The 25407-nt window shown below is 70.0% G+C and carries 23 protein-coding genes; 11 read left to right on the forward strand and 12 right to left on the reverse strand.

Annotation, left to right across the window (positions count from 1 at the left end; translation table 11 throughout):
• Positions 1 to 23 precede the first annotated feature (23 nt).
• Positions 24 to 1151 carry an alpha/beta hydrolase gene (locus ACFY1J_RS28040; RefSeq protein ID WP_390711652.1) on the reverse strand — a complete coding sequence of 376 codons (1128 nt, stop codon included), beginning with the start codon at positions 1149 to 1151 and terminating at the stop codon, positions 24 to 26.
• A 228-nt stretch (positions 1152 to 1379) separates the two neighbouring features.
• Between ACFY1J_RS28040 and ACFY1J_RS28045 the strand changes: the two genes are divergently transcribed.
• From ACFY1J_RS28045 to ACFY1J_RS28070, 6 genes are all read left to right on the forward strand, one after another.
• Entirely contained in the window at positions 1380 to 3191 is a 1812-nt protein-coding gene (locus ACFY1J_RS28045) for a phosphatidylglycerol lysyltransferase domain-containing protein (RefSeq protein WP_390711653.1), read from the forward strand.
• A gap of 98 nt (positions 3192 to 3289) precedes the next feature.
• On the forward strand, positions 3290 to 4201 hold the full coding sequence (gene folP / locus ACFY1J_RS28050) for a dihydropteroate synthase (protein ID WP_390732193.1): 912 nt from the start codon (positions 3290 to 3292) through the stop codon (positions 4199 to 4201).
• Entirely contained in the window at positions 4198 to 4701 is a 504-nt protein-coding gene (locus ACFY1J_RS28055) for a nuclear transport factor 2 family protein (RefSeq protein ID WP_390732194.1), read from the forward strand. The genes folP and ACFY1J_RS28055 overlap by 4 nt, the downstream gene beginning before the upstream one ends.
• Before the next feature lie 247 nt (positions 4702 to 4948).
• Positions 4949 to 5308: a dihydroneopterin aldolase gene (gene folB / locus ACFY1J_RS28060; RefSeq protein WP_390711655.1), complete on the forward strand. Its 360-nt coding sequence runs from the start codon at positions 4949 to 4951 to the stop codon at positions 5306 to 5308.
• The gene (gene folK, locus ACFY1J_RS28065) at positions 5305 to 5916 is read left to right on the forward strand and encodes a 2-amino-4-hydroxy-6-hydroxymethyldihydropteridine diphosphokinase (protein WP_390711656.1); all 612 of its coding nucleotides are present in this window, start codon (positions 5305 to 5307) and stop codon (positions 5914 to 5916) included. Before folB ends, folK begins: the two co-directional genes overlap by 4 nt.
• Positions 5917 to 5987: 71 nt before the next feature.
• Positions 5988 to 6473 (forward strand): DUF3180 domain-containing protein, encoded by a 486-nt coding sequence (locus ACFY1J_RS28070; protein ID WP_390732195.1) that lies wholly within the window; start codon positions 5988 to 5990, stop codon positions 6471 to 6473.
• 185 nt (positions 6474 to 6658) lie between these two features.
• On the opposite strand, the gene folE is transcribed toward ACFY1J_RS28070, so the two are convergent.
• From folE to dacB, 6 genes are all read right to left on the reverse strand, one after another.
• Complete coding sequence (gene folE, locus ACFY1J_RS28075) at positions 6659 to 7264, reverse strand: GTP cyclohydrolase I FolE (protein WP_390711658.1); 606 nt, start codon at positions 7262 to 7264, stop codon at positions 6659 to 6661.
• A 128-nt stretch (positions 7265 to 7392) separates the two neighbouring features.
• A complete protein-coding gene (gene ftsH, locus ACFY1J_RS28080) occupies positions 7393 to 9432 on the reverse strand; it encodes an ATP-dependent zinc metalloprotease FtsH (RefSeq protein ID WP_390711659.1) in 2040 nt (679 codons plus the stop codon).
• A 187-nt stretch (positions 9433 to 9619) separates the two neighbouring features.
• Complete coding sequence (hpt, locus tag ACFY1J_RS28085; RefSeq protein ID WP_390711756.1) at positions 9620 to 10180, reverse strand: hypoxanthine phosphoribosyltransferase; 561 nt, start codon at positions 10178 to 10180, stop codon at positions 9620 to 9622.
• A 77-nt stretch (positions 10181 to 10257) separates the two neighbouring features.
• A complete protein-coding gene (gene tilS / locus ACFY1J_RS28090; protein ID WP_390711660.1) occupies positions 10258 to 11298 on the reverse strand; it encodes a tRNA lysidine(34) synthetase TilS in 1041 nt (346 codons plus the stop codon).
• Positions 11299 to 11491: 193 nt separating this feature from the next.
• Entirely contained in the window at positions 11492 to 12616 is a 1125-nt protein-coding gene (locus tag ACFY1J_RS28095) for a zinc-dependent metalloprotease (RefSeq protein WP_390711661.1), read from the reverse strand.
• 549 nt (positions 12617 to 13165) lie between these two features.
• Positions 13166 to 14647: a D-alanyl-D-alanine carboxypeptidase/D-alanyl-D-alanine-endopeptidase gene (gene dacB / locus ACFY1J_RS28100; RefSeq protein WP_390732196.1), complete on the reverse strand. Its 1482-nt coding sequence runs from the start codon at positions 14645 to 14647 to the stop codon at positions 13166 to 13168.
• A gap of 187 nt (positions 14648 to 14834) precedes the next feature.
• On the opposite strand from dacB, the gene ACFY1J_RS28105 reads away from it, so the two are divergent.
• Both ACFY1J_RS28105 and ACFY1J_RS28110 read left to right on the forward strand, forming a co-directional pair.
• Entirely contained in the window at positions 14835 to 15326 is a 492-nt protein-coding gene (locus ACFY1J_RS28105) for an inorganic diphosphatase (protein ID WP_363296450.1), read from the forward strand.
• Between the two features lie 103 nt (positions 15327 to 15429).
• A complete protein-coding gene (locus ACFY1J_RS28110) occupies positions 15430 to 17091 on the forward strand; it encodes a threonine/serine exporter ThrE family protein (RefSeq protein WP_390711663.1) in 1662 nt (553 codons plus the stop codon).
• A gap of 22 nt (positions 17092 to 17113) precedes the next feature.
• Here the strand turns inward: ACFY1J_RS28110 and ACFY1J_RS28115 are convergent, their stop codons facing one another.
• On the reverse strand, positions 17114 to 18049 hold the full coding sequence (locus ACFY1J_RS28115) for a DedA family protein (RefSeq protein WP_390711664.1): 936 nt from the start codon (positions 18047 to 18049) through the stop codon (positions 17114 to 17116).
• A 135-nt stretch (positions 18050 to 18184) separates the two neighbouring features.
• On the opposite strand from ACFY1J_RS28115, the gene ACFY1J_RS28120 reads away from it, so the two are divergent.
• On the forward strand, positions 18185 to 18550 hold the full coding sequence (locus ACFY1J_RS28120) for a YbjQ family protein (RefSeq protein ID WP_390711665.1): 366 nt from the start codon (positions 18185 to 18187) through the stop codon (positions 18548 to 18550).
• Positions 18551 to 18578: 28 nt separating this feature from the next.
• Here the strand turns inward: ACFY1J_RS28120 and ACFY1J_RS28125 are convergent, their stop codons facing one another.
• On the reverse strand, positions 18579 to 19340 hold the full coding sequence (locus tag ACFY1J_RS28125) for a MerR family transcriptional regulator (protein WP_390711666.1): 762 nt from the start codon (positions 19338 to 19340) through the stop codon (positions 18579 to 18581).
• A gap of 134 nt (positions 19341 to 19474) precedes the next feature.
• Between ACFY1J_RS28125 and ACFY1J_RS28130 the strand changes: the two genes are divergently transcribed.
• Positions 19475 to 20761 carry an ion channel protein gene (locus tag ACFY1J_RS28130; RefSeq protein WP_390711667.1) on the forward strand — a complete coding sequence of 429 codons (1287 nt, stop codon included), beginning with the start codon at positions 19475 to 19477 and terminating at the stop codon, positions 20759 to 20761.
• Positions 20762 to 20833: 72 nt separating this feature from the next.
• Positions 20834 to 22246 (forward strand): glutamate decarboxylase, encoded by a 1413-nt coding sequence (locus ACFY1J_RS28135; RefSeq protein WP_390711668.1) that lies wholly within the window; start codon positions 20834 to 20836, stop codon positions 22244 to 22246.
• A gap of 73 nt (positions 22247 to 22319) precedes the next feature.
• Here the strand turns inward: ACFY1J_RS28135 and ACFY1J_RS28140 are convergent, their stop codons facing one another.
• The 3 genes from ACFY1J_RS28140 to ACFY1J_RS28150 all read right to left on the reverse strand — a co-directional run bounded on the left by ACFY1J_RS28140 (position 22320) and on the right by ACFY1J_RS28150 (position 25287).
• The gene (locus tag ACFY1J_RS28140; RefSeq protein WP_390711669.1) at positions 22320 to 22961 is read right to left on the reverse strand and encodes a PadR family transcriptional regulator; all 642 of its coding nucleotides are present in this window, start codon (positions 22959 to 22961) and stop codon (positions 22320 to 22322) included.
• A 24-nt stretch (positions 22962 to 22985) separates the two neighbouring features.
• Positions 22986 to 23534: a DinB family protein gene (locus ACFY1J_RS28145; RefSeq protein ID WP_390711670.1), complete on the reverse strand. Its 549-nt coding sequence runs from the start codon at positions 23532 to 23534 to the stop codon at positions 22986 to 22988.
• Between the two features lie 292 nt (positions 23535 to 23826).
• Positions 23827 to 25287, reverse strand: a complete 1461-nt coding sequence (locus ACFY1J_RS28150; RefSeq protein WP_390711671.1) for an aldehyde dehydrogenase family protein — start codon at positions 25285 to 25287, stop codon at positions 23827 to 23829.
• Positions 25288 to 25407: the final 120 nt, after the last annotated feature.

A 25407-nucleotide genomic window follows, 5' to 3' on the forward strand; every position in this document is an offset into this window, starting at 1 on the left:
CGCCGAATTCGGCAAGATCGCTTTCAGCGGTCGCTCAGCCGCCCGCTCAGCCACTGCAACGTCGCCGGAATCTCGCGCCGCCAGGTGTTGAAGTTGTGCCCACCGCTGGGAAGGATGATCGACGAGATCCCGGTCAGATTCGTGGCCTGCACCTGGTCGATGAACCTGAGCGTGTCCTTGTAGTTGTGCTCACCGATCCTGCTGCTGGTGACCAGCAGCGAAGTGGCCGGGGCGGGCAGGTGCTTGAGACACCACCACAGATCGGCACGATTGCGCAGATTCCGGTCGCCGCGGAAGAGATCACCGGTCGTGGGGTCGATCGGCGCCTTGTAGTAGGGCGACAGACCCGCGGCCGCCGCGTACGACGCCGGGTGGTGCATGGCGAGCTTCAGCGCGCAGTATCCGCCGGTGGAGTCCCCGACGATTCCCCAGCTGCCCGGTTTTCTGCCCACCCGGTAGTGGTCCGTCACGGCCTCGGGCAGATCCTTGGCGAAGAACGTCTCCGTCTGCGGGCCGCCCGGAATGTCGACGCATTCCGTGTCCCGCGGCGGCGCCACCGTTGGCCGCAGCATCACCAGGATCATCGGCTGCATCCGCCCGTTCTTGGCCAGTTCCTGTGCCGTACGCGGGTAGTGCAGCTTGTCCACCAGCGCCTGCGCCGTACCGGGGTAGCCGGTGAGTATGACGGCGGCGGGGAACGTGCGCGTGCGGTACCGGGGCTGGAAGTACTCCGGCGGCAGATAGACGTACGCAGGTGTGGCGATATGAGTCGTACGCCCCACGATGTCGACCTTCTGGATCTGTCCGGTCGACCGCGGCCCCGATCCGCTCACCCCTTGCAGCTGTTGCGTGCTCAGCACCTGGAGCGGGCCACCGGGCGCGCCGTTGGCCGTGTGGTCGACCACGACACCCTGGGCCGTCTCCCTGCCGAACAGGTCCGCCCAGCTCGCGTAGAAGCCGAAGGCCTGGTTGGCGGCGATCCCCAGGGACGAGAAGAGCGCCAGCTGGACCGCCAGCAGCAGGCCGACCCGCCCGGTGACGGACCGCCAGTTCTGCCGCGCCAGCCGTGGCCACAGCCACACCGTGCCGATGAACAGAAGTACGGCGAGCACGACCGTCAGCAGCAGCACCTTGTTGCTCGTGAGACCCATGGGCTGAACCTGCCTGCGCTTTCCGCCGGCGGCTCACCCACTCGTTCGTAGCGAGGGCTTGCCCCGGGCTTTCCTTTGCCTTTTGACGGGCTTTCCGGTGGGGAGTGAACCTCTCTCCCCAAGACACCGTCCTAGAGGGCGCAATGTCGCCGGATGCCCCGATCGGCACCGGATTCAAGGTCTCTCGCAGAACTACGGGATGCGATGTCTGTCAGGATAGATGGGGAAATGTCGGGCGAGGTTCCGAGCCGATCAAGCGCGATGCGGCGCATAGTCCGCGGCCCGCGCCCCGAGGCCGTCCCAGCACTGGTCGGCAGGGCGTGCGCTCTCGTGGGCGTCCTGGACATTGCCGCGGGCGTGTTCCCGCGCTTCCGTCACAGCCGTATGCACGCCATAGCCGAGGTACTGCCCGGCGCGCTCGGCCCGTTCGCCGCGGCGCTCTCGCTCAGCACCGGCGTGCTGTTGCTGCTGCTCGCGCACGGGCTCAAGCGGCGCAAACGCCGGGCGTGGCGGGCCGCGGTCGCGCTCCTGCCGGCCGGTGCGGTCGCGCAGTTCGTGTACCGGCACTCCATCGTCGGGGCGCTGATCTCGGTGGCCCTGCTGCTGCCCCTCCTGCGCCACCGGGACGAGTTCGCGGCCCTGCCGGACCCGCGCAGCAGGTGGCGCGCGCTCGCCAACTTCGTGCTCATGGGCGCCGGTTCCCTCGTCCTCGGACTGGTCATCGTCAGCGTCCACCCCGATCGCACCATCGGCGACCCGAGCGTGGCCGATCGCCTGACGCACGTCATGTACGGCCTGTTCGGCTTCGAGGGACCGGTCGACTACCAGGGCAACACCTCCTGGACGGTCGCCTTCTCACTGGGCGCCCTCGGCTGGATCACCGCGATCACCACCATCTACCTGGCCTTCCGGCCCGAACACCCGGCCGCACAGCTGACCGAGGAGGACGAGTCCAGGCTGCGCGCCCTGCTGGACAAGCACGGCAGCCGCGACTCCCTCGGCCACTTCGCCCTGCGCCGCGACAAGGCCGTCGTGTTCTCGCCCAGCGGCAAGGCGGCGGTGACGTACCGCGTCGTCTCCGGCGTGATGCTCGCCAGCGGTGACCCCATCGGCGACGTCGAGGCCTGGCCGGGCGCCATCGAGCGCTTCATGGACGAGGCCAAGGCCCACTCCTGGACGCCCGCCGTCATGGGCTGCTCCGAGACCGGCGGCGAGGTGTGGACCCGGGAGACCGGCCTGGACGCCCTGGAACTGGGCGACGAGGCGGTGGTGGACGTCGCGGATTTCTCCCTCGCCGGACGCGCGATGCGCAACGTGCGACAGATGGTCAAGCGCATCGAGCGAGCCGGCTACGAAACCCGGGTACGGCGCATCCGTGACCTGGGCGAAGCCGAACTGGAGCGCATCCGGCGCGCCGCGGAGGACTGGCGCGGCACGGACACCGAGCGCGGCTTCTCCATGGCGCTCGGCCGGATCGGCGACCCGGGCGACGGGGACTGCCTGATCGCCACCGCCCACAAAGCGGACGACGAGCCCGGCGAGTACGGCGACCTGAAGGCGATCCTGCACTTCGTGCCCTGGGGCACCGACGGCGCCTCCCTGGACCTCATGCGCCGCGACCGCTCCGCCGACCCCGGCATGAACGAGCTGCTCATCGTGGCCGCGCTCCAGGCGGCCCCGAAGTTCGGCATCACCCGCGTCTCGCTGAACTTCGCGATGTTCCGCTCGGCGCTGGCGCGCGGCGAGAAGATCGGCGCGGGCCCGGTGCTGCGTGCCTGGCGCGGGCTGCTGGTGTTCCTGTCCCGCTGGTTCCAGATCGAGTCGCTGTACAAGTTCAACGCCAAGTTCCAGCCGCGCTGGGAGCCGCGCTTCGTCGTCTACCGGGCCTCCGGCGACCTGCCCCGCATAGGCTTCGCGGCCATGCAGGCGGAGGGCTTCGTCGACCTCGCCCTGCCGCTGCCGCGCTTCCTGCGCCGCCGCACCCCCACCCGGCGCCCGTGCTCGCACGGGCTGGCGGAACGGGACGTCAAAGCGGCCTGACCCGAGCCGGCCCGAGCGGAACCCCCGACCTCCAGCCCCGGGGGCTTCCGCTCGGGCCACGGGGCCTGCCGCCCCGGCCCGGGGCCTACGCTGAACATATGAGCAACCAGAGCGGGCGCGGCCGAGTGACGGGCCTTCCGGCATGGGACCGCTGCGCGGTCATGGGGGTCGTGAACGTCACCCCCGACTCCTTCTCCGACGGCGGCCGCTTCTTCGACACGACCGCCGCCGTCAAACACGGGCTCGAACTGGTCGCCGAGGGCGCCGACCTGGTCGACGTCGGCGGCGAGTCCACCCGCCCCGGCGCCACCCGTGTCGACGAGGCCGAGGAGCTCCGACGTGTCATCCCCGTCGTCCGCGGCCTCGCCTCCGAAGGCGCCGTCGTCTCCGTCGACACCATGCGCGCCTCGGTCGCCGAACAGGCCCTCGCGGCCGGCGCCGCCCTGGTCAACGACGTCAGCGGCGGCCTCGCCGACCCCGCGATGATCCCGGTCGTCGCAGCCTCCGGCGCCCCGTTCGTGGTCATGCACTGGCGCGGCTTCCTGGCGGGCGGCAACGTCCAGGGCGTGTACGACGACGTCGTCACCGAGGTCGTCGACGAACTCCACGCGCGCGTGGAGGCCGTCCTGGCCGGCGGCATCGCCCCGGACCGCATCGTCGTCGACCCCGGCCTCGGCTTCTCCAAGGAGGCCGAGCACGACCTCGCCCTGCTCGCCCGCCTCGACCACCTGGGCGCGCTGGGGTATCCCGTCCTGGTCGCCGCCTCCCGCAAACGGTTCCTCGGCCGCGTCCTGGCCGGGCCCGAGGGGGCGCCCCCGCCGGCCCGGGAGCGGGACGCCGCCACTGCCGCCGTCTCCGCGCTCGCGGCACAGGCCGGGGCATGGGCGGTGCGTGTCCACGAGGTGCGCGCCACGGCGGACGCGGTACGGGTCGCACGGGCCGTGGAAGGCGCGCGCGCAGTGGGCACGCGCGCCGTGGGCGGTACACAGGGCGCGGAAGGAGCCCGGTGAGCGCCCCCCACACCGACGTCGAACAGGTCGAGCTCGCCAACACTGCCTTCTACGAGTCCATGGAGCGGGGCGACTTCGACGAACTGTCCTCGCTCTGGCTCACCCCGTCCGACCTCGGCGTCGACGAGGAGTACCACGACCCGGCGGACGCGGGCGTGATCTCCTGCGTGCACCCGGGCTGGCCCGTGCTCACGGGCCGCGGCGAGGTCCTCAGGTCGTACGCGCTGATCATGGCGAACACCGACTACATCCAGTTCTTCCTCACCGACGTCCATGTCTCCGTCACCGGTGACACCGCCCTGGTGACGTGCACCGAGAACATCCTCAGCGGCGGCCCCGCCCCCGAGCCCGGCGCGGAGCTCGGCCCGCTCGTGGGCCAGTTGGTCGTCGCCACGAATGTGTTCCGGCGCACATCCCTCGGCTGGAAGCTCTGGTCCCACCACGCCTCCCCGGTACTGGCCGAGAACGACGAGGAAGAGGACGACGACACACCTGCCTGAGCGAGTGGGTGGCCCGCAGGGACCAAGAAGTGGTTGGAATCACGAACTCGCGGGTAAGTGGGGCTACCAACCCATGAGGCACCGGGTTCCCCAGGGGAAACGTGCGATGAACCCTCTCGGCTCCTGCGGGGCCCACACCCCTGAGGCCCGGTTCTGTCAGTGCCCGCAGGTAGATTCGTCTGTGGTCGGTGTGCCGTCCGCACACGGCACGGACCGGCCGATACCGACGATTGCAGGAGTGATTCGCGTGGATCGTGTCGCGCTGCGCGGCCTGAAGGCCCGCGGGCACCACGGTGTGTTCCCCAAGGAGCGCGAGGAGGGCCAGCCCTTCATCGTGGACCTCGTCCTTGGTCTGGACACCCGGCCGGCGGCGGCCGGCGACGACCTCGCGAGGACCGTGCACTACGGCATCGTGGCCGAAGAGGTCGTGGCCGTGGTCGAGGGCGAGCCGGTGAACCTCATCGAGACGCTCGCCGAGCGCATCGCCCAGACCTGCCTGAAGCACGAAGGAGTCATGGAGGTCGAGGTCTGCGTCCACAAGCCGGACGCCCCGATCACGGTCCCCTTCGACGACGTGACCGTCACCATCACCCGGAGCCGAGTATGACCGCATCCTTCACGCACGGTCCCAGCGACCCGACCGTACAGCCGGTACCCGCCTCCGTCGTCGAACAGGTCGACGCCGCCGACACCACTCTGAGCAACCCCAAACGGGCCGTGATCTCCCTCGGCTCCAACCTGGGCAACCGCCTGGAGACCCTCCAGGGCGCCATCGACGCCCTGGAGGACACCCCGGGCGTCCGCATCAAGGCCGTCTCCCCCGTGTACGAGACGGAGCCGTGGGGTGTGGAGCCCGGCAGCCAGCCCTCGTACTACAACGCGGTCGTGGTCCTGAAGACCACGCTCCCCCCGTCCTCCCTCCTGGAGCGGGCGCACGCCGTCGAGGAGGCCTTCAACCGAGTACGGGACCAGCGCTGGGGCCCGCGCACCCTCGACGTCGACATCGTCGCGTACGCCGAAGTGGTCTCCGACGACCCGCACCTCACCCTTCCCCACCCGCGCGCCCATGAGCGCGCCTTCGTGCTGGCCCCCTGGTACGACGTGGACCCCGACGCCCTGCTGCCCGGCCGCGGCCCGGTCGCGGGCCTCCTCGGCACCGTCACCCGTGCCGGTGTCCAGGCCCGCATGGACCTGGAACTCCACCTGCCCGAGTAGTCGTTAAGGTCAAGGGCCGAGACGTCCGCACGGTCCGGCCACACCTACTCCGGGGGAGCTGAAGGAACACCGTGAGAGAGCTGCGCATCAGGGTGCTGGTCAGCGTGTTCGTCGTTGCCGGAGTGCTGTCCTGGGCGGGCGCCCGCCTGTGGAACTCGGTGGGGACGCTCCCGAGCGTCCCGCTGGCCGCCCCCATCGTCCTGGCCCTGATCGCCGCGGTTCTGCTCTCCACGGCGCTCTCCCTGCGCGCCCGCCTCAAGGCCCAGCGCGAGCGCCGCCCCGGCGCCAAGGGAGTCGACCCCCTGATGGCCGCCCGCGCGGTCGTCTTCGGCCAGGCCAGCGCCCTGGTCGCCGCGCTCGTCGCCGGGATGTACGGCGGTACGGGCGCCTTCCTCCTGGAACTCCTCGACATCCCCGCCCGCCGCGACCAGGCCATCTACGCCGCCCTCTCGGTCCTGGCCGGCATCGCCGTCATAGCGGCAGCCCTCTTCCTGGAACGCGTCTGCAAACTCCCGGAGGACGAGGACCACAACCACACCGGGGCCGAACCGGTGTGAACCCCTACAAACCCTGGCGTGCGAGATACCCGTTGACCAGAAAATCGGGGTAGGGGTGGAGGCGGTAGCTGTAAAGGGTGAACGGTCTCGGGCCCTCGGCTCTGCGCTGACGAACGTCGCACGAGGTGTGAAGCGCGCACCGACCACTCGCGCCAGTTCCGAATCGGGCACCACTGACAATCAGGTCAGCGCGCCAGTATCAGGCTCATTGCCTCGGCACGGGTCGTAGCATCCCGGAGCTGACCGCGCACCGCCGACGTCGTGGTCTTGGCACCTGGCTTGCGGATGCCACGTACCGACATGCACATGTGCTCGGCCTCGATGACGACGATCACGCCTCGTGCCTCAAGGATCCTCATGAGGGAGTCGGCGATCTGCGTGGTGAGTCGTTCCTGCACCTGCAGGCGACGGGCGAACACCTCAACCAGCCGCGCAAGCTTCGACAGACCTGTGATCTTGCCCGTCTCCGCCGGGATGTACCCGACATGGGCCACACCATGGAACGGCAACATGTGATGTTCGCACAAAGATACGATTTCAATGTCCTTGACCAGGACCATCTCGTCGTGACCAAGATCGAACGTGGTCGTCAGGACGTCCTCGGGCTCCTGCCTGTGTCCCGCCAAGAGCTCCCGATAAGCCCGCGCCACCCGCGCCGGTGTCTCCCTCAGGCCCTCGCGGTCCGGGTCCTCGCCGACCGCGATCAGCAGTTCGCGTACGGCGTTCTCGGCGCGCTTCTCGTCGAACTCGCCGATGGTGCCTTCGCCGTCCAGCGTCACGGGGTCGGTCATCTGGTGCCTCGTTCCTGTTTCTCGTGCGCGGGCACGCAGAAATGCCGCGCCCCCCAAGGCTAGAACCTTGGGGGGCGCGGCATCCATTCCGGGCCTGGTGCGGCGGATGGGGCCGCACCAGCGGGCGGTCAGCTCTCCGAGCGGTCCTCCGGGGCCTGCTCCGTCACCGGGGCGGGCTCCGACGCCGTGGACTTCGCGGTGCTGATCGCGGGCGTAGCGCCGTTCGCGCCGTTGGTCAGTGCCAGCTCCTTCGGGGAGAGCACCGGCGGGCGGGTGGACGGCGTACGGCGGGAGGAGCCGGTCCACGCGGGCCGCGGCGGGCGCTTGTGGATCGGGGCGAAGATCTCGGCGATCTCCTCCTTGCCGAGCGTCTCCTTCTCCAGGAGGGCCAGGACGAGGTTGTCGAGGACGTCGCGGTTCTCGACCAGGATCTCCCAGGCCTCGTTGTGCGCGTTCTCGATGAGCTTCTTGACTTCCTCGTCCACCAACGCGGCGACCTCTTCCGAGTAGTCGCGCTGGTGAGCCATCTCACGTCCGAGGAACGGCTCGGTGTTGTCGCCGCCGAACTTGATCGCACCCAGGCGCTCGGTCATGCCGTACTGGGTGACCATCGCGCGGGCGGTGGTGGTGGCCTTCTCGATGTCGTTCGCGGCACCCGTGGTCGGGTCGTGGAAGACGAGCTCCTCGGCCGCGCGGCCGCCCAGCATGTACGCCAGCTGGTCCAGCATCTCGTTGCGCGTCGTGGAGTACTTGTCCTCGTCCGGGAGCACCATCGTGTAGCCGAGGGCACGGCCGCGGGACAGGATCGTGATCTTGTGGACCGGGTCGGAGTTCGGGGAGGCCGCCGCGACCAGGGCGTGTCCGCCCTCGTGGTACGCGGTGATCTTCTTCTCCTTGTCCGACATGATCCGGGTCCGCTTCTGCGGGCCCGCCACCACGCGGTCGATCGCCTCGTCCAGCATGGAGTTGTCGATCAGCTTCTTGTCGCTGCGGGCGGTGAGCAGCGCGGCCTCGTTGAGGACGTTGCTCAGGTCCGCACCGGTGAAGCCCGGGGTGCGACGGGCGACCGCCGAGAGATCGACGTCGGGCGCGACCGGCTTGCCCTTCTGGTGGACCTTGAGGATCTCCAGACGGCCCTGCAGGTCCGGCGGGTCGACCGCGATCTGGCGGTCGAAGCGGCCGGGGCGCAGGAGGGCCGGGTCGAGGATGTCGGGGCGGTTCGTCGCGGCGATGAGGATCACACCGCCCTTGACGTCGAAGCCGTCCATCTCGACGAGCAGCTGGTTAAGGGTCTGCTCGCGCTCGTCGTGACCACCGCCGAGGCCGGCGCCGCGGTGGCGGCCGACCGCGTCGATCTCGTCGACGAAGACGATCGCCGGGGCGTTCGCCTTGGCCTGCTCGAACAGGTCACGGACCCGGGAGGCACCGACACCGACGAACATCTCGACGAAGTCGGAACCGGAGATCGAGTAGAAGGGGACCCCTGCCTCGCCGGCGACGGCACGCGCGAGCAGCGTCTTGCCGGTACCGGGGCGGCCGTAGAGGAGCACGCCCTTGGGGATCTTGGCGCCGACGGCCTGGAACTTCGCCGGCTCCTGCAGGAACTCCTTGATCTCCTGGAGCTCCTCGACGGCCTCGTCACAGCCCGCGACGTCCGAGAAGGTCGTCTTCGGGGTGTCCTTGGTGATGAGCTTCGCCTTGGACTTGCCGAAGTTCATGACCCGGGAGCCGCCGCCCTGCATCTGATTCATCAGGAACAGGAAGACGACCACGATCAGGACGAAGGGGAGCAGGGAGAGCAGCACGCCTACGAAGGCGTTCTGCTTCGTCGGGGAGACGGTGTACCCGTCGGGGATCTGCTTGTCCTGGTACTTGGTCTGCAGCGTGCCGGCGAGGGCCACGCCCTGGTCGCCGATGTAGCTCGCCTGGATCTTCGAGCTGCCATCGACCTTCACGCCGTCCTTGAGCGTGACCTTGATGCTCTGCTCGTCACCGGTGGTGAGCTTGGCCGACTGGACCTTGTTGTCGTTGATCGCCGCCACGACCTGGCCGGTGTCCACCGTCTTGTAGCCGCCGGACGAGCCGACGACCTGCATCAACACGACCACGGCAAGGACGGCCAGCACGATCCACATGACCGGCCCACGGAAGTATCGCTTCACGTCCATCCATACGGAGCGGTGTCGCCCCGTCCCTCCTGCCATAGTGAGTTTGATAAGACAGTTCTTCTGACGGTACCCCAGCATTGTTGCGCGAAGCCGCACAGGACTGCTGCCAATCCCGTCTCTGCATGCTCCAACGGCGCGAAACCCGCTGGGGTTCCCGATCGTCTTACGAGACTGGGCCGTGTGAGGCTCAGCCGCCGTAGACGTGAGGCGCGAGCGTACCGACGAACGGGAGGTTCCGGTACTTCTCGGCGTAGTCGAGGCCGTAGCCCACGACGAACTCGTTGGGGATGTCGAAGCCGACCCACTCGACGTCGATGGCCACCTTGGCGGCGTCCGGCTTGCGCAGCAGCGTGCACACCTTGAGCGACTCCGGCTCGCGCGAGCCGAGGTTGGACAGCAGCCAGGACAGGGTCAGGCCGGAGTCGATGATGTCCTCGACGATCAGGACGTGCTTGCCCTTGATGTCGGTGTCGAGGTCCTTGAGGATCCTGACGACACCGGAGGACTGGGTGCCCGCGCCGTACGAGGACACAGCCATCCAGTCCATGGTGACGGGGGTGGACAGCGCCCGGGCGAGGTCAGCCATGACCATCACCGCGCCCTTGAGCACACCGACGATGAGCAGGTCCTTGCCCGCGTACTCCGCGTCGATCTTCGCGGCCAGCTCGGCCAGCTTCGCGTCGATCTCTTCCTTGGTGATGAGTACCTGCTGAAGGTCGGCACCCATGTCGTTCGCGTCCACCCACATCACTTTCGGTCGTCCCGGTTCACGGCCGGCCGGCCCCTCCCGAAGGGGAGACCGGGCGTCTCCCCCAGCAGGGAGATTCAGCCTTGCCGAATCACCAGTCTGCCACCCTGGCGCTGGGCGACGACTTTGCCCGGGAGATTGATGGCTCCCTGGCCGCGCCAGCCGGTGATCAGCCGGTCGACTTCTTCGATGTGCCGGGCGAACAGCGAACCGGCCGGGGCGCCCGCGCGGATGGCGGCGCGGCGCAGAATGCGGCGGCGCACGGCGGGCGGCAGGGCGTAGAGCTTGGCGCACTCGAGGAGGCCGGTGGCGTCGAGGACGGCGGACTCGGCCTGGCTGGCCCAGGCGTCCAGGGCGTCGGCGTCGTCGCGGGAGAGCTGGGCCGTGCGGGCGAGGGCCTCGACGACGCCCTTGCCGAGGGCCTTCTCCAGGGCGGGCAGGCCCTCGTGGCGGAGCCGGGAGCGCGTGTAGGCCGGGTCGGCGTTGTGCGGGTCGTCCCACACCGGGAGCGACTGGACCATGCAGGCCTTGCGGGCGGTCTGCCGGTCGAGCTGGAGGAAGGGGCGGCGGTAACGGCCGTCGGCCCCCGAGACCGCGGCCATTCCGGACAGGGAGCGGATGCCGGAGCCGCGAGCGAGGCCGAGGAGGACGGTTTCGGCCTGGTCGTCGCGGGTGTGGCCGAGCAGAATCGCGGTGGCGCCGTGGCGTTCGGCCGCGGCGTCGAGGGCGGCGTAGCGGGCGTCGCGGGCCGCGGCTTCGGGGCCGCCTTCGCGGCCCACGGTCACGGCGATGGACTCGACCGGGTCGAGGGCGAGTTCACGCAGCCTCAGGGCGACCTCGTCGGCGCGCAGGTCTGAGCCGGGCTGGAGGCCGTGGTCGACGGTGATGCCGCCGGCGCGGATGCCGAGCTTGGGTGCTTCGAACGCGAGGGCGGAGGCGAGTGCCATGGAGTCGGCGCCGCCGGAGCACGCCACGAGCACGAGCGGGGACGGGGGACGCTCGTACGCGCCGCCCGGGGAGTCGGCGGCGGGGATATGCGCGCTGTGGTCGGTGAGGATGTCGTGAAGGACGCGGCGGACCGCCAGGCGTATCGCCGCGACCGCAGGATGGGGACCCATGTCCGGTTCCCTTCATGAAGTTTTCGGGGGATGAGCCCGAGGCCGGTCACTCAGAGTGTGTAGATGGTGACAGAAACGGGCGGTTCCCCGAGCATTGCACGCCTACCCATCCCTCACGGTCCCTCGGACGGGTGATTGAAGGGGCGTTCGCCTGCCGTCGGCCGGATTCCGTTCACGACGTGCTCCATGCGCCTCACGACTCCGGCCTGCGGTGCACCCGTGCGACCCAGTCCGCCGGTTTGGCGATCTCCGCCTTGGTCGGCAGGGTGTTCGGGGAGGTCCACACGCGGTTGAAGCCGTCCATGCCGACCTGTTCGACGACGGCCCGTACGAAGCGTTCGCCGTCCCGGTACTGCCTGAGTTTGGCATCCAGACCCAGCAGCTTGCGCAGGGTCATGTCCAGGCGGGAGGCGCCCTTGGCGCGGCGCTGCTGGAACTTCTCGCGGATCTCCGAGACGCTCGGTACGACTTGCGGGCCGACCCCGTCCATCACGAAGTCGGCGTGGCCCTCCAAAAGGGACATCACGGCGGTGAGGCGGCCGAGGATCTCGCGCTGGGCCGGGGTCTGCACGAGCTCCACGAACGACCGGCCGCCGTCGTCCTCCTCGCCCTCGGGGCGGCCGCCGGCGAGCGACTGGGCGGCCTCTCGGATGCGTTCGAGGACCGTCATCGGGTCGACGTCGGTCTCCGCCAAGAACGACTGGATTTCACCCTCCAGGTGATCGCGCAGCCACGGCACCGCGGTGAACTGCGTGCGGTGCGTCTCCTCGTGCAGGCACACCCACAGGCGGAAGTCGTGCGGCTGTACGTCGAGTTCGCGCTCCACGTGGACGATGTTCGGCGCGACCAGCAGCAGCCGGCCGCCGCCGTTCTCGCCTGCCGGAAGCTCACGGCTGGCCGGGGCGAAGGTCTCGTACTGGCCGAGGACGCGGGAGGACAGGAAGGAGAGCAGCATGCCGAGTTCGACGCCGGTCACCTTGCCGCCGACGGCGCCGAGGACCGCGCCGCCGGGTGTGCCGCCGCGCCGCTCCTGCATCTTGTCGAGCAGCGGCTTGAGGATCTCCCGGAACCCGGCGACGTTCGCCCGCACCCAGCCGGGGCGGTCGACGACGAGTACGGGGGTGTCGTGGGTGACTTCGGTGCCCATGCGCGTGAAGCCCCGCACGTGCTCCTCCGAGGCCTTGGCATGCCGACGCAGCTCCGCGACGACGGCCCGGGCCTCGTCACGGCTCACGTCGGGCCCCGGCCGCACGAGCCGGGTCGCGGTCGCCACCGCGAGATTCCAGTCGACCATCTCCGTGCCACCGATGCTCGTCATGCGTCAACCGTACGTGAGCGTTCCCACTTGGGGCAGGCTGTGACGGGGTCGGCGACGTACGGGTTGATCGCAAGGCACTGACGCGGGCACGGTCGGACCACTCCCGGCCCCACCCCGGAACGGCCGGCCGCGGGTGCCCACGACGGTGAGCGACAGGAGGCACGGCTGCGCGCCGGCGACGGCCAGCGGCCGGAGGCGGCGGGGCAGGCAGTGCTGCGGCGCCACCGCAGCAAACGGCTGACAGTGGGTAATGCCCGCCGCGCCGCGGCGACAGGCGGTGGGCTGCAGGCGATGGACCTGCGCCACCCCGGCAAGCGGCGAGCGGTAGGCGGCGCGATCAGGCCGCCAGTGTGAGCGGCGGAGGGCAGGTGGGGTGATCGTGCCGCGGCGGTAGGCAATGGCGGTTGAGGGTGGGCTCCAACCGGTGCGGGCACGCAACGGCGGCAGCGGCAGGTGGCGGCACCGCAGCAAGCGGGAGCCGGCGCGCGGCGGACGGCAGCCGGTGGTGCCGTGGCCGGCCTCGTCGTAGGGAATCCGCCCCGCATCCCCCTAACTGCAGCCGCACCCCGCCAGTGCCGTAGCCGTTCTGTCCAGTGCTGCCTGGGCGTCCAGGGGGCTTGTCGTGTTTGTGGCCAGGAAGGCGAACGCCAGGAGGTGGCCGTCCTGGTCGACCACCGTGCCTGCCAGGGTGTTGACGCCGGTCAGGGTGCCCGTCTTGGCTCGGACGACGCCCGCCGCGCCGTCCGTGTAGCGGGCGCTGAGGGTGCCGGTGAAGCCCGCCACCGGGAGGCCCGTGAGGACCGGGCGGAGGTCGGGGTGGGCCGGTGAGCCCGCCTGGACGAGGAGGCCCGTCAGCAGGTCCGCCGTCAGTCTGTCGTTGCGGTTCAGTCCGCTCCCGTCGTGGAACGAGGCGCCGGACATGGGCAGCCCCAGCTTGTTCAGCCGGGAGGCGATCGCGGCCGCCCCGCCCTCGAAGCTCGCCCGCTTTCCGCTCGCGAGGGCCGTCTGGCGGGCCAGGGCCTCGGCGATGTCGTTGTCGCTGTTGGTCAGCATGCGTTCGACCAGGGCGGAGAGCGGGGGTGAGGAGACGGTGGCGAGGGTGGTGGAGCGCCCGGTGGCCTTGGAGGGGCCCGGTGCCGTCGTCCGGAGGCCGGCGTCCTTGAGGAAGCCGGCGAACTTGCGGGCCGCGTCCGCCGCCGGGTCGGCGACCCGGGTCGCCGGACCACTGGCCGAGTCGTCGGTGCGGCCCTCGTCGGCCATCAGGGCGCTGACGGGAGCGAGGTTGTCGTTGACGCCGATGGGGTGGACCGAGGGGCCCGTGTAGAGGGTGGTGTCGTAGGAGAGCGTGATCTTCCGGACCCCGCGCTTCTTCAGAGCGGCAGCGGTGTCGACGGCCAGCGTGCGCAGGCTCGCCCAGCCGTCCGCCTTCTCGTGCGCGGTGAGCGTCGGGTCGCCGCCGCCGACCAGGACGAGCTCCTTGGTGTCCGGCTCCAGGGCGGCCCGGGTGGTGAGGCGATGGTCGGCGCCCAGCGCGGAGAGGGCGGCGACGGCCGTGGCGATCTTCGTGGTGGAGGCAGGCGTGAGGGCCGTGTCGGCGCCAAAGCCGTACAGCCGCTTGCCGCTGGCCACGTCGACCACCGCCGCGGTGTGGGCGCTGCCGAGCTCCGGGACGTCCAGAAGCGGCGCCAGGACGTCCGCGAGGGGCTTTCCGGACGCCGGGGCCTTCTTGGTGTTCACGGTGCCCGTGGCGCCGCCCAGGCCGGTCAGGACGGATGCGGCACTGGGGGCGGGCCGGGGTGCGGTGGCCGTCGTATCGGAGTTACGACCGTGATCTGTGCCACCTGCCCGCTCCTGGGCGGCCGCCCGCTCCCGCTCGGCCGTACGCTGACCGTTGGCGTCCCAGGGGCCGGCGGTGGTCACGACGCCGGCGGCCAGTGCCAGCCCGGCGGTGGCGGCGCCCGCGGTGTACTGCCAGGTCTTGAGGGTCCGCGGACGCGCAGGCCGGACGAACGCCGCAAGGCGTGGTCCCATGGCCCGGGTGCTCCGCGCGACCCGTGCCAGACGCGGTCGTACGGCACCCGCGATCCGCACCACATGCGGTCTCGCGGCGCGCCAAGGCCTCAGTTCTGGCACAAGGACCAGCCCCTTTCGCGATCACACACCTGCGTGAGGGACACTTAACCACCAGAACTATGTGCTGATCATGGAGGAGCCACCGGTGGAGTTCGACGTCACGATCGAGATCCCGAAGGGTTCGCGGAACAAGTACGAGGTGGACCACGAGACCGGTCGGATCCGCCTGGACCGTCGCCTCTTCACCTCGACCGCCTACCCGACCGACTACGGCTTCGTCGAGAACACCCTCGGCGAGGACGGCGACCCGCTGGACGCGCTGGTCATCCTGGACGAGCCGACCTTCCCGGGCTGCCTGATCAAGTGCCGCGCGATCGGCATGTTCCGTATGACGGACGAGGCGGGCGGCGACGACAAGCTGCTGTGCGTTCCGGCCACCGACCCGCGTGTCGAGCACCTGCGCGACATCCACCACGTGTCGGAGTTCGACCGTCTGGAGATCCAGCACTTCTTCGAGGTCTACAAGGACCTGGAGCCCGGCAAGTCGGTAGAGGGCGCCAACTGGGTGGGCCGCACCGACGCCGAGACGGAGATCGAGCGGTCTTACAAGCGCTTCGAGGAGCAGGGCGGTCACTGAGACCCCGCCCCTGTGAACGGGCCGCACGCGCACGCGTGCGGCCCGTCGGCATCTCTGTGCGCATACTGAGCCTGTCGGAGTGTCGTACAGGGAGTGCTCTTCAGTGACGGACGCGGAGGACCGCAAGCCGCAGTCGGACGAGGCGAGGAGTGCGTACGACCCCGAGATCACGTCCGAGTTCGCCGTTCCGGAGGGGCTGGAGGTCCCCAAGGCCACCGGTGAGTCCGAGACGACCTCGGAGTTCGTCCTGCCCGAGGGCCTGGATGCCCCGCAGCCGCCGGGCGCCGAGCCGGAGGGCTCGGCGTTCAGTCCGCCGAGCACCTACGACGCCCGGCAGGCCCCGGCCGTCTTCACCCCGGCGACGGGCATACCCGCCGTCAGCCTGACCAAGGACGCGCCCTGGCAGGACCGGATGCGCACGATGCTGCGCATGCCGGTGGCGGAGCGCCCGGCGCCGGAGCCGGTGCAGAAGGCGGAGGAGGGCGGTCCGGCCGTCCCGCGCGTGCTCGACCTGACCCTGCGTATCGGCGAGCTGCTGCTGGCGGGCGGCGAGAACGCCGAGGACGTGGAGGCGGCGATGTTCGCCGTCTGCCGGGCGTACGCGCTGGACCGCTGCGAGCCGACCGTCACCTTCACGCTGCTGTCGATCTCGTACCAGCCGTCCCTGGTGGACGACCCGGTGACGGCGTCCCGGACGGTGCGCCGCCGGGGCACCGACTACACGCGTCTGGCTGCCGTCTTCCGGCTCGTGGACGACCTCACCGACCCGGAGACCCATGTCTCCCTCGAAGAGGCCTACCGGCGGCTCGCCGAGATCCGCCGCAACCGCCACCCGTACCCCGGCTGGGCGCTGACCGTGGCGAGCGGGCTGCTGGCCGGCGCGGCCTCGGTGCTGGTCGGCGGTGACCTGATCGTGTTCGTCGCGGCCATGCTGGGCGCGATGCTCGGCGACCGGCTGGCGTGGCTGTGCGCGGGGCGCGGGCTGCCGGAGTTCTACCAGTTCACCGTGGCGGCGATGCCGCCCGCGATGATCGGTGTGGCCTTCGCGCTGGCGCACGTCGATGTGAAGGCGTCCGCCGTCGTCACCGGTGGACTGTTCGCACTGCTGCCCGGGCGGGCGCTGGTGGCGGGCGTGCAGGACGGTCTGACCGGCTTCTACATCACCGCGGCGGCCCGGCTGCTGGAGGTCATGTACTTCTTCGTCGGCATCGTCATCGGGGTGCTGGTCATCCTGTACTTCGGCGTGAAGCTGGGCGGCACGCTCAACCCGGACGCGGGGCTGAACATCGCCGAGCGGCCGCTGCTGCAGATCGCCGCGTCCATGCTGCTGTCGCTGACCTTCGCGGTGCTGCTCCAGCAGGAACGGTCCACCGTGCTGCCGGTGACCCTCAACGGGGGCGTCGCCTGGTCGGTCTACGGCGCGATGCACTACGTCGGCGGTATCTCGCCGGTGGCCTCCACGGCCGTGGCCGCGGGCCTGGTCGGCCTGTTCGGGCAGTTGCTGTCGAGGTACCGGTTCGCGTCCGCGCTGCCGTACACGACCGCGGCGATCGGGCCGTTGCTGCCGGGTTCGGCGACCTATTTCGGGCTGCTGTCGATGGCGCAGAACGAGGTCGACAAGGGTCTTGTGTCGCTGGCCAAGGCCGCGTCACTGGCCATGGCCATCGCCATCGGGGTGAACCTGGGGGCGGAGATCTCGCGGCTGTTCCTGCGGGTCGGCTCCGCCGGGAAGCGCCGGGCCGCCAAGCGGACCAGGGGCTTCTGAGCCGGCCGCCTGCCGGCGCCGCTCACTGGGCGCTGTGGTTGCCCTGCCCCTGGTTGTAGTCGTACGGATACTGCTGCTGGTCGTAGTACTGGTTGTCGTAGCCCTGGTACTGCTGGCCGTAGCCCTGGTTGTCGTACGCCTCGTTGCCATAGCCCTGGTTGCCGTAGGCCTGGTTCCCGTAGGCCTGGTTCGAGCCGTACGGCTGCTGCTGCGGCTGCTGCTGGTCGTACGTCGGCTCGATGCGGCGCAGCCGGGTCGTGGCGTCGTCCATGACCGGGGCCTGGGACTGCTGCTGGAAGGGCTGCTGCCCGGCCGGGGTCTCGGCGGGCGGGTTCTTCCGGTTCTTGGAGCGGGCCCGCAGGAACTCGATGGCGATCGGGATCACCGAGATCAGGACGATCAGGATGAGGATCGCTTCGATGTTCTTGTTGACGAAGTCGATGTTGCCGAGCCACGAGCCGAGCAGGGTGACGCCCGCACCCCACAGGACGCCACCGATCACGTTGAAGACCAGGAACGAGCGGTACTTCATGCCGCTGACGCCGGCGATGATCGGCGTGAACGTACGCACGACGGGCACGAAGCGGGCCAGGATCAGGGACTTCGGGCCGTACTTCTCGAAGAACTCGTGCGCCTTGGTGACGTTCTCCTGCTTGAAGAGGCGGGAGTCCGGACGGTTGAAGAGCGACGGGCCGACCTTCTTGCCGAACATGTAGCCCGCCTGGTCACCGAGGACCGCGGCGGCGCAGATGAGGGCGATCGCGGCCCACAGCGGGAAGTCCAGCTGGTGGGAGGTGATCAGCAGACCGCAGGTGAACAGCAGCGAGTCACCCGGCAGGAAGAACCCGATGAGCAGGCCCGACTCGGCGAACACGATGAGCAGCAGGCCCCAGATGCTGTATGTCTCGAGCAGGTAGTTGGGGTCCAGCCAGCTCGGCCCGAGGGCGAGAGTCGTCACGGTTCCGGGCTCCTGAGGGTGAAGGCGGTACGGCTTCGTGCCGCCGTACAAAGCTATCAACGCAATGTGTCCGCCCCAGGTTCCACCGGGGTCTCCGGGATGCAATGTGCGGGCGCTCGGACAAAGCTGTGAGCCATGGGAATCGACGAGTACGGCGGCGGCCAGGGGCCCCAGCCCGATGTGCTGGTGGTGACCACCAACGACGTGCCCGGTCACCGGGTGCAGGACGTCATCGGCGAGGTCTTCGGGCTGACCGTGCGGTCCCGGCACCTCGGCAGCCAGATCGGCGCGGGCCTGAAGTCGATGATCGGCGGTGAGCTGAAGGGACTGACGAAGACCCTGGTGCAGACCCGCAACCAGGCCATGGAGCGGCTGGTGGAGCAGGCACGCGCGCGTGGCGCCAACGCGGTGCTGGCGTTCCGCTTCGACGTGACCGACGCGGCCGACGTGGGCACGGAGGTGTGCGCCTACGGGACCGCGGTGGTCCTGACCCGGGAGTAGGCCACCCGGGCCAGGGGCAGGGGCAGGGTCACGCCGCGTGCCGCGCCGCGTTCGCCGTGATCGCCTCCTTGAGGTGCTCGGCGAGACCCGGCCGCATGGAGTCGTAGTACGCCTTGAAGCGCTCGTCGGACACGTACATCCCGCCGAGGCACTGGTGGAGCTCGTACGAGCACTCGTAGAACCACCGGCAGACGTGCCGGCGGTGTTCCTCGGCCATGTCCATGGCAGCCTCGCCGGTCGGCGGCTCGCCGGTGGCCATCAGGGCGTCGTAGCGCTCGCCCCAGGAGGCCACCTCGGCCTGCATGCGCTTCCAGTCGTCCTTGGTGTAGCGGGCGGCGCGGCGCTGTGACTCGGCGTACTCCGCGGTGCCGCCCCAGCGCTGTTCCGCCTCCTCGGCGTACTGCTCGGGATCCTTGTCGCCGAAGACCTCGAACTTCTCCTCGGGCGTGAGGTTGATGCCCATCTTGCGTGCCTCCATGGCGTGCTCCACGGCCGCGGCCATCTTCTGCAGCTTCTCGATCCGGGCGGTCAGCAGTTCGTGCTGGCGGCGCAGGTGCGCGCGCGGGTCCGCGTCGGGGTCGTCGAGCAGGACCGCGACCTCGTCGAGCGGGAAGCCGAGCTCCCGGTAGAACAGGATCTGCTGCAGCCGGTCGAGGTCGGCGTCGCTGTAGCGCCGGTGGCCCGCGTGGCTGCGCTCGCTCGGGGCGAGCAGGCCGATCTCGTCGTAGTGGTGCAGGGTGCGCACCGTGACCCCGGCGAATCCGGCGACCTGTCCTACGGAGTAGCTCACATCCGCTCCTTCTTCTCGGTACACGCTCCACGGTGGGGCCTCACGTGACGTGAGGTGCAAGCCCGTTGCGGTGGGCGTGCCCCGGCTGCACCCCTCCGAGTGTTACGCCCGTTTCATCCGCTTATGGTGACCCCGTGGCCCAGGACTCCGCGCAACAGGCGCCCAGCACCGTCCCCGCGACGCCCGCGCGCGCCCTGCTGCCGTTGATCCTGCCCGCTCTCGCCGTGGGCGTGATCTCCAGCCTGCTCTTCGTCGGGGTGAGCGTGGCGGCCGAGAAGCTCCAGGGCGTGCTGTGGCAGAACCTGCCGAATGCCCTGGGGATCGGCGGCTACTCCACGTTGTGGATCTTCGTCATGCTCACCGCGACCGGGATCGCGGTCGGGCTGGTGGTGTGGAAGGCGCCCGGGCACGCGGGACCCGACCCGGCCACCGTGGGGCTGAACGCGCCCACGCTGCCCCTCTCCGTACTGCCGGGCCTGCTGCTGGCGGCCGCCCTGATGCTCGCGGGCGGCCCGAGCCTCGGCCCGGAGAACCCGATCATCGCGGTGAACGTGGGCCTCGCGGTGTGGCTGGGCCACCGGTTCCTCCCCCGGCTGCCGGGCGGGCTGTGGGGGGCGCTGGCGGAGGCGGCGACGATCGGCGCGCTGTTCGGCACGCCGGTGGCGGCGGCCCTGGTCATCTCGGAGGCGCTGGCCGGACAGCAGACCAGGGGGCTGTTGTGGGACAACCTCTTCGCTCCCCTGGCCGCCGGCGCGGCCGGTTCCATCACGACCGACCTGCTCCACCACGCGTCCTTCGACCTCCATCTGCCCCCGATCGACCGGCCGGACGCGGTCGACGTGCTGTCGGCGATCGTCGTCGCGTCGGTCGGGGCGCTGCTCGGCATGTGCGCCGTCCATGCCTTCCCCTACCTCCACGCGGCCTTCCAGCGGCTGCGCCACCCGATGCTGATGCTTCCGGTGGGCGGGCTCGTGCTGGGGGCGCTGGGGGCCCTGGGCGGCCCTTTGACGCTCTTCAAGGGCCTGGACCAGCTGGCGGAGCTGGCGCACGACCCCGAGGGCTGGTCGGCCGGGCAGTTCGCCACGATGACGGTGGTGAAGCTGGCCGCCCTGACGGTCGCCGCGACCTGTGGCTTCCGCGGCGGCCGGATCTTCCCCTCCGTGTTCGTGGGCACCGCCCTGGGGCTCTGCGCCCACGCCCTGGTGCCCGCGGTCTCGCCCGCCGTGGGCGTGGCGGCGGGTGTGCTGGGCATGCTCCTGGCCATCACCCGGCAGGGCTGGGTGAGCCTGTTCACCGCCGCGGTTCTGGTCGCCTCGCCGACGATCATCGCGCTGCTGTGCGTCGCCTCGCTGCCGGCCTGGCTGCTGGTGACGGGGCGGCCGCAGATGCAACTGCGGCCGGACGGGACGCCGGTGCGGTGACCGGCCGGACGCTCCACCCGCCTTCTCTCCTCACTTCCCCTCCTGTCACTCCCCCTCCTAGGAGACACGACCATGGCACTGCACAAGGGTCCGGAGAAGCACGAACAGCGGACCGTGTCCATCAACCCGTTCTTCGGCGAGGCCAATCCGGTCGTCGGCATGACCGAGGCCCCGCCGACGCACCGGCTCCCGGACACCCCGCTGGCGCCGAACACGGCGTATCAGCTGGTGCACGACGAGCTGATGCTGGACGGCAACTCCCGGCTCAACCTGGCCACGTTCGTCACCACCTGGATGGAGCCGCAGGCCGGGGTCCTGATGGCGGAGTGCCGGGACAAGAACATGATCGACAAGGACGAGTACCCGCGCACGGCCGAACTGGAGCGGCGCTGTGTGGCGATGCTCGCCGACCTGTGGAACGCGCCCGATCCGGCGGCCGCGGTGGGCTGTTCGACGACCGGTTCCAGCGAGGCGTGCATGCTCGCCGGAATGGCGCTCAAGCGGCGCTGGGCGCAGCGCAACGCCGACCGCTACCCGGCGCACGACGTGCGGCCGAACCTCGTCATGGGGGTCAACGTCCAGGTCTGCTGGGACAAGTTCTGCAACTTCTGGGAGGTGGAGGCCCGCCTGGTCCCCATGGAGGGCGACCGCTACCACCTCGACCCGCAGGCCGCGGCCGAGCTGTGCGACGAGAACACCATTGGGGTCGTCGGCATCCTCGGCTCGACGTTCGACGGGTCGTACGAGCCGATCGCCGACCTGTGTTCCGCCCTGGACGCCCTCCAGGAGCGCACCGGCCTCGACGTCCCGGTGCATGTGGACGGCGCGTCCGGCGGCATGATCGCGCCCTTCCTCGACGAGGACCTGGTGTGGGACTTCCGCCTCCCGCGCGTGGCCTCGATCAACACCTCGGGGCACAAGTACGGGCTGGTCTACCCGGGCGTCGGCTGGGCGCTGTGGCGGGACCAGACAGCGCTGCCCGAGGAGCTCGTCTTCCGGGTCAACTACCTGGGCGGCGACATGCCGACCTTCGCGCTGAACTTCTCGCGTCCCGGCGCCCAGGTGGTCGCGCAGTACTACACGTTCCTGCGGCTGGGCCGGGACGGCTACCGGGCCGTGCAGCAGACCACCCGGGACGTGGCGGGCGGGCTCGCCGAGCGGATCGAGGCGCTCGGCGACTTCCGGCTGCTGACCCGGGGCGACCAGCTGCCGGTGTTCGCCTTCACCACCGCCCCCGACGTGACGTCGTACGACGTCTTCGACGTCTCCCGGCGGCTGCGTGAGAGCGGCTGGCTGGTGCCCGCGTACACCTTCCCGCCCAACCGGGAGGACCTGTCCGTCCTGCGGGTGGTGTGCCGCAACGGCTTCTCCCTCGACCTGGCCGACCTGTTCCTGGACGACCTGGACCGACTCCTGCCGGAACTGCGCCGCCAGCCGCATCCCCTGACCCGGGACAAGGCGGCAGCCACCGGCTTCCACCACTGAGTCCGGCCGGCGACTCAGTCACACTTGACTGCTCACCCGAAGGTAACGCGGCCCCTCGATTGGTCAAACTTGATTAGCGATGGTCCCCGGGATGCCGCTCCCCCGTCGCGTACGGGTTCTCCTGCCCCTCGGCGAGGACGCCCACGAACGGCTCGCCCTCGCCGGCGAAGGTGTAGGCGCCGCGCTCGAGGCGCGCGATCAGCCCATGGGTCCACGCGGCGTCGGAGTCGGCCGTGTGGACCCACAGGTTCATGATCTCGCCGATGTGGCCCAGCTGTTCGGGGCCGTCCTCGGGGATGTAGTGCTCGGTGACGGCGGACCGCCACTGCTCGATCCGCCGGATCCGCTCCTTCAGCAGGGCCACCGCCTCGTCCCGCGGCAGCTCGACGAGGAAGCCGATGGCCGCCGACTGGATGTCCATCTTCTGGTCGTAGGCGACCAGGGACTCCCGCAGCAGCCGGAAGAACTCCTCGCTCCCCCGGTCCGTGATCTCGTACTCGGTGCGCGGCGGGCCACCGGCCGTGGACGGCGCGATCTCGTGCGCGTGCAGCAGTCCCTGCTTGGCCATCTGCTTCAGGGCGTGGTAGATCGAGCCGGGCTTGGCGTTGGACCACTCGTGCGCGCCCCAGTACTCCAGGTCGTTGCGCACCTGGTAGCCATGGGCCCGCCCGTGCTGGCGCACGGCGCCCAGCACGAGGAGACGGATCGCTGACATGCGCTCAGCGTATGACCCACGGGGTCAGCCCCAGGACGTGCCCTGCTCCTGGGCCACCAGCTCGAACGCCGTCTTCCCGTCCAGCGACTCGCGGATGATGTCGGCGTGGCCGGCGTGCCGTGCCGTCTCGCGGATCAGATGGAGCACGAGCCAGCGCATGGAGACGGCCTCGTCCGGCGGGAACCAGGGGTCGTTCGGCAGCGGGAAGGTGTCGTCCAGGCTGGGGAGCGAGCGGACGAACCGCTCCGTCTCCGCGGCGACCTCCTGCCAGTACGCCAGCTGCTGGGCCGTCGTCTCGCCCTCGGCGAGCGCGAAACACTCATGCCAGTTCGACTCGTCCCGCTTGACCGCCGGCGGCTCGCCCTTGGCCCGCGCGATCCAGCCCTGCTCGACCTCGGCGACATGCTTGACCAGCCCGGCCAGGGACAGCTCACTGGCGCTGGGCCTGCTGGTGGCCTGCTCGTCCGTCAGCCCCAGCACCGCGCGCCGGATGCCCCCGCGCTGCTCCGCGAGGAAGGCGAGCAGCGCCCCCCGCTCGTCGCCCTGCGCCTCGGCTCGCACATGAGTGACCATGACCGGCCCCTTTCATCGGGTCCAACGGCTTTCCCTTGCCTGACACCGATGACGTTACGGACCCTTGCGGTCAGCTTCTGTCCTCAAGGGCGGGGCTCGGTCGGACGGAATGCTCGACCTACTCGAACACGACCCCGCCCGGGTGGCGCACCGTGGCATTGCGGCCGGCGGGGACCTCGTTCGGGCCGGAGACGAGTCCCCCCGACGACCAGAAAGCCGCCGATGCTCGCGATCTCCACCCGCCGTGGGGGAACCGCGACCGGACGTCCTCGCCGGTCGGCTCCGGTCGGCGTCAGAACGGGAACTCGCTGCGTCCGTGCTGCACCGAGATCCACTTCAGGGTGGTGAAGGCGTCCAGGGTCGTCTCGCCGTTGAGCCGGCCGATGCCGGAGTGCTTCTCGCCGCCGAAGGGGACCAGCGGCTCGTCGTGGATGGTGCCGTCGTTCACATGGAACATGCCGGTGTCGACCCGCTTGGCGAACGCCACGCCCCGCTCGATGTCGGCGGTGTGGACGGCGCCGCTCAGGCCGTACGGGGTGTCGTTGACGATGCGGACCGCTTCCTCCTCACCGTCGAACGGGACCAGCAGGGCGACGGGGCCGAAAATCTCCTTGTGCAGCAGGGAGGAGTCGGTCGGCACGTCCGTCAGGACGGAGGGCTCCACCAGGTTGTCCGTCGTCGTGCCGCGCACCAGGACCGTGGCACCCTCGGCGACGGCCTGCTCGATCGCGGCCGAGATGGCGTTCGCCTGGAGGGAGTTGATGACCGGCCCGATGACGGTCTGCGGATCGCTCGGATCGCCCGTCTTCAGCGTCTTGACCTTGGCGACGAACTTCTCGGTGAACTCGTCCGTGACCGAGCGGTCCACCAGGACGCGGTTCGCCGCCATACAGACCTGGCCCTGGTCGACGTACCGGCTGAAGACGGCCGCGTCGACCGCGTAGTCGATGTCCGCGTCGTCGAGGACCACCAGCGCGCTGTTGCCGCCCAGTTCCAGGACCGAGCGCTTGAGCTGCGAGGCGCAGACGGTGGCGATGTGCCGGCCGACCTTGTCGGAGCCGGTGAAGGAGATCAGCTTGGGGACCGGGTGCTCTATGAAGGCGTCGCCTATCTCCGCTATGTCGGTGAGCACCACGTTCAGCAGGCCCGGCGGCAGCCCCGCGTCCTCGAAGAGCTTGGCGATCAGCGTGCCGCCGCAGATCGGGGTGTCCTGGTGGGGCTTGAGGACGACGGCGTTGCCGAGCGCGAGGGCCGAGGCAACGGGCTTGATCGACAGCAGAAAGGGGAAGTTGAAGGGGCTGATGACGCCCACCACGCCGAGTGGGACGCGGTAGAGGCGGTTCTCCTTGCCGTCGATCGGCGAGGGCAGGAATCTCCCCTCGCAGCGCAGCGCCAGCTGGGCCGCCTCGCGCAGGAACTCCTTGGCGAGGTGCAGCTCGAACCCGGCCTTCATATGGGTGCCGCCGAGCTCGGCGATGATCATCTCGGTGATCTCGCGCTCCCGCTCCTCGACGAGGCGCAGGACCTTCTCGAAGAAGACACGGCGGCGGTAGGGATTGGTCTCGGCCCATTCCTGCTGGGCGCGCGCGGCCGCCCGGTAGGCCTCGTCGACCTCGTCGATGGTGGCTATCGTGATCGAGGCCAGCTTCTCGCCGTCGTACGGGTTGAAGTCGATGATGTCCCAGGAACCGGTGCCCGGACGCCACTCACCGTCGATGTACTGCACGGCCAGGTCGGTGAAGCAGGACGACATGTGATCCCTCGATCCCCTTACTGCCGAAGCAGTCGAGACGGACACCCGATCGACTTCACGATCCGATCGGTCTGATGAGACTGATCACATGTCATCGTACTTGTGTTTGCCGTGAGTTGA

It is taken from the genome of Streptomyces sp. NPDC001406 (assembly GCF_042895285.1).
In the GTDB taxonomy this organism is placed as follows: domain Bacteria; phylum Actinomycetota; class Actinomycetes; order Streptomycetales; family Streptomycetaceae; genus Streptomyces.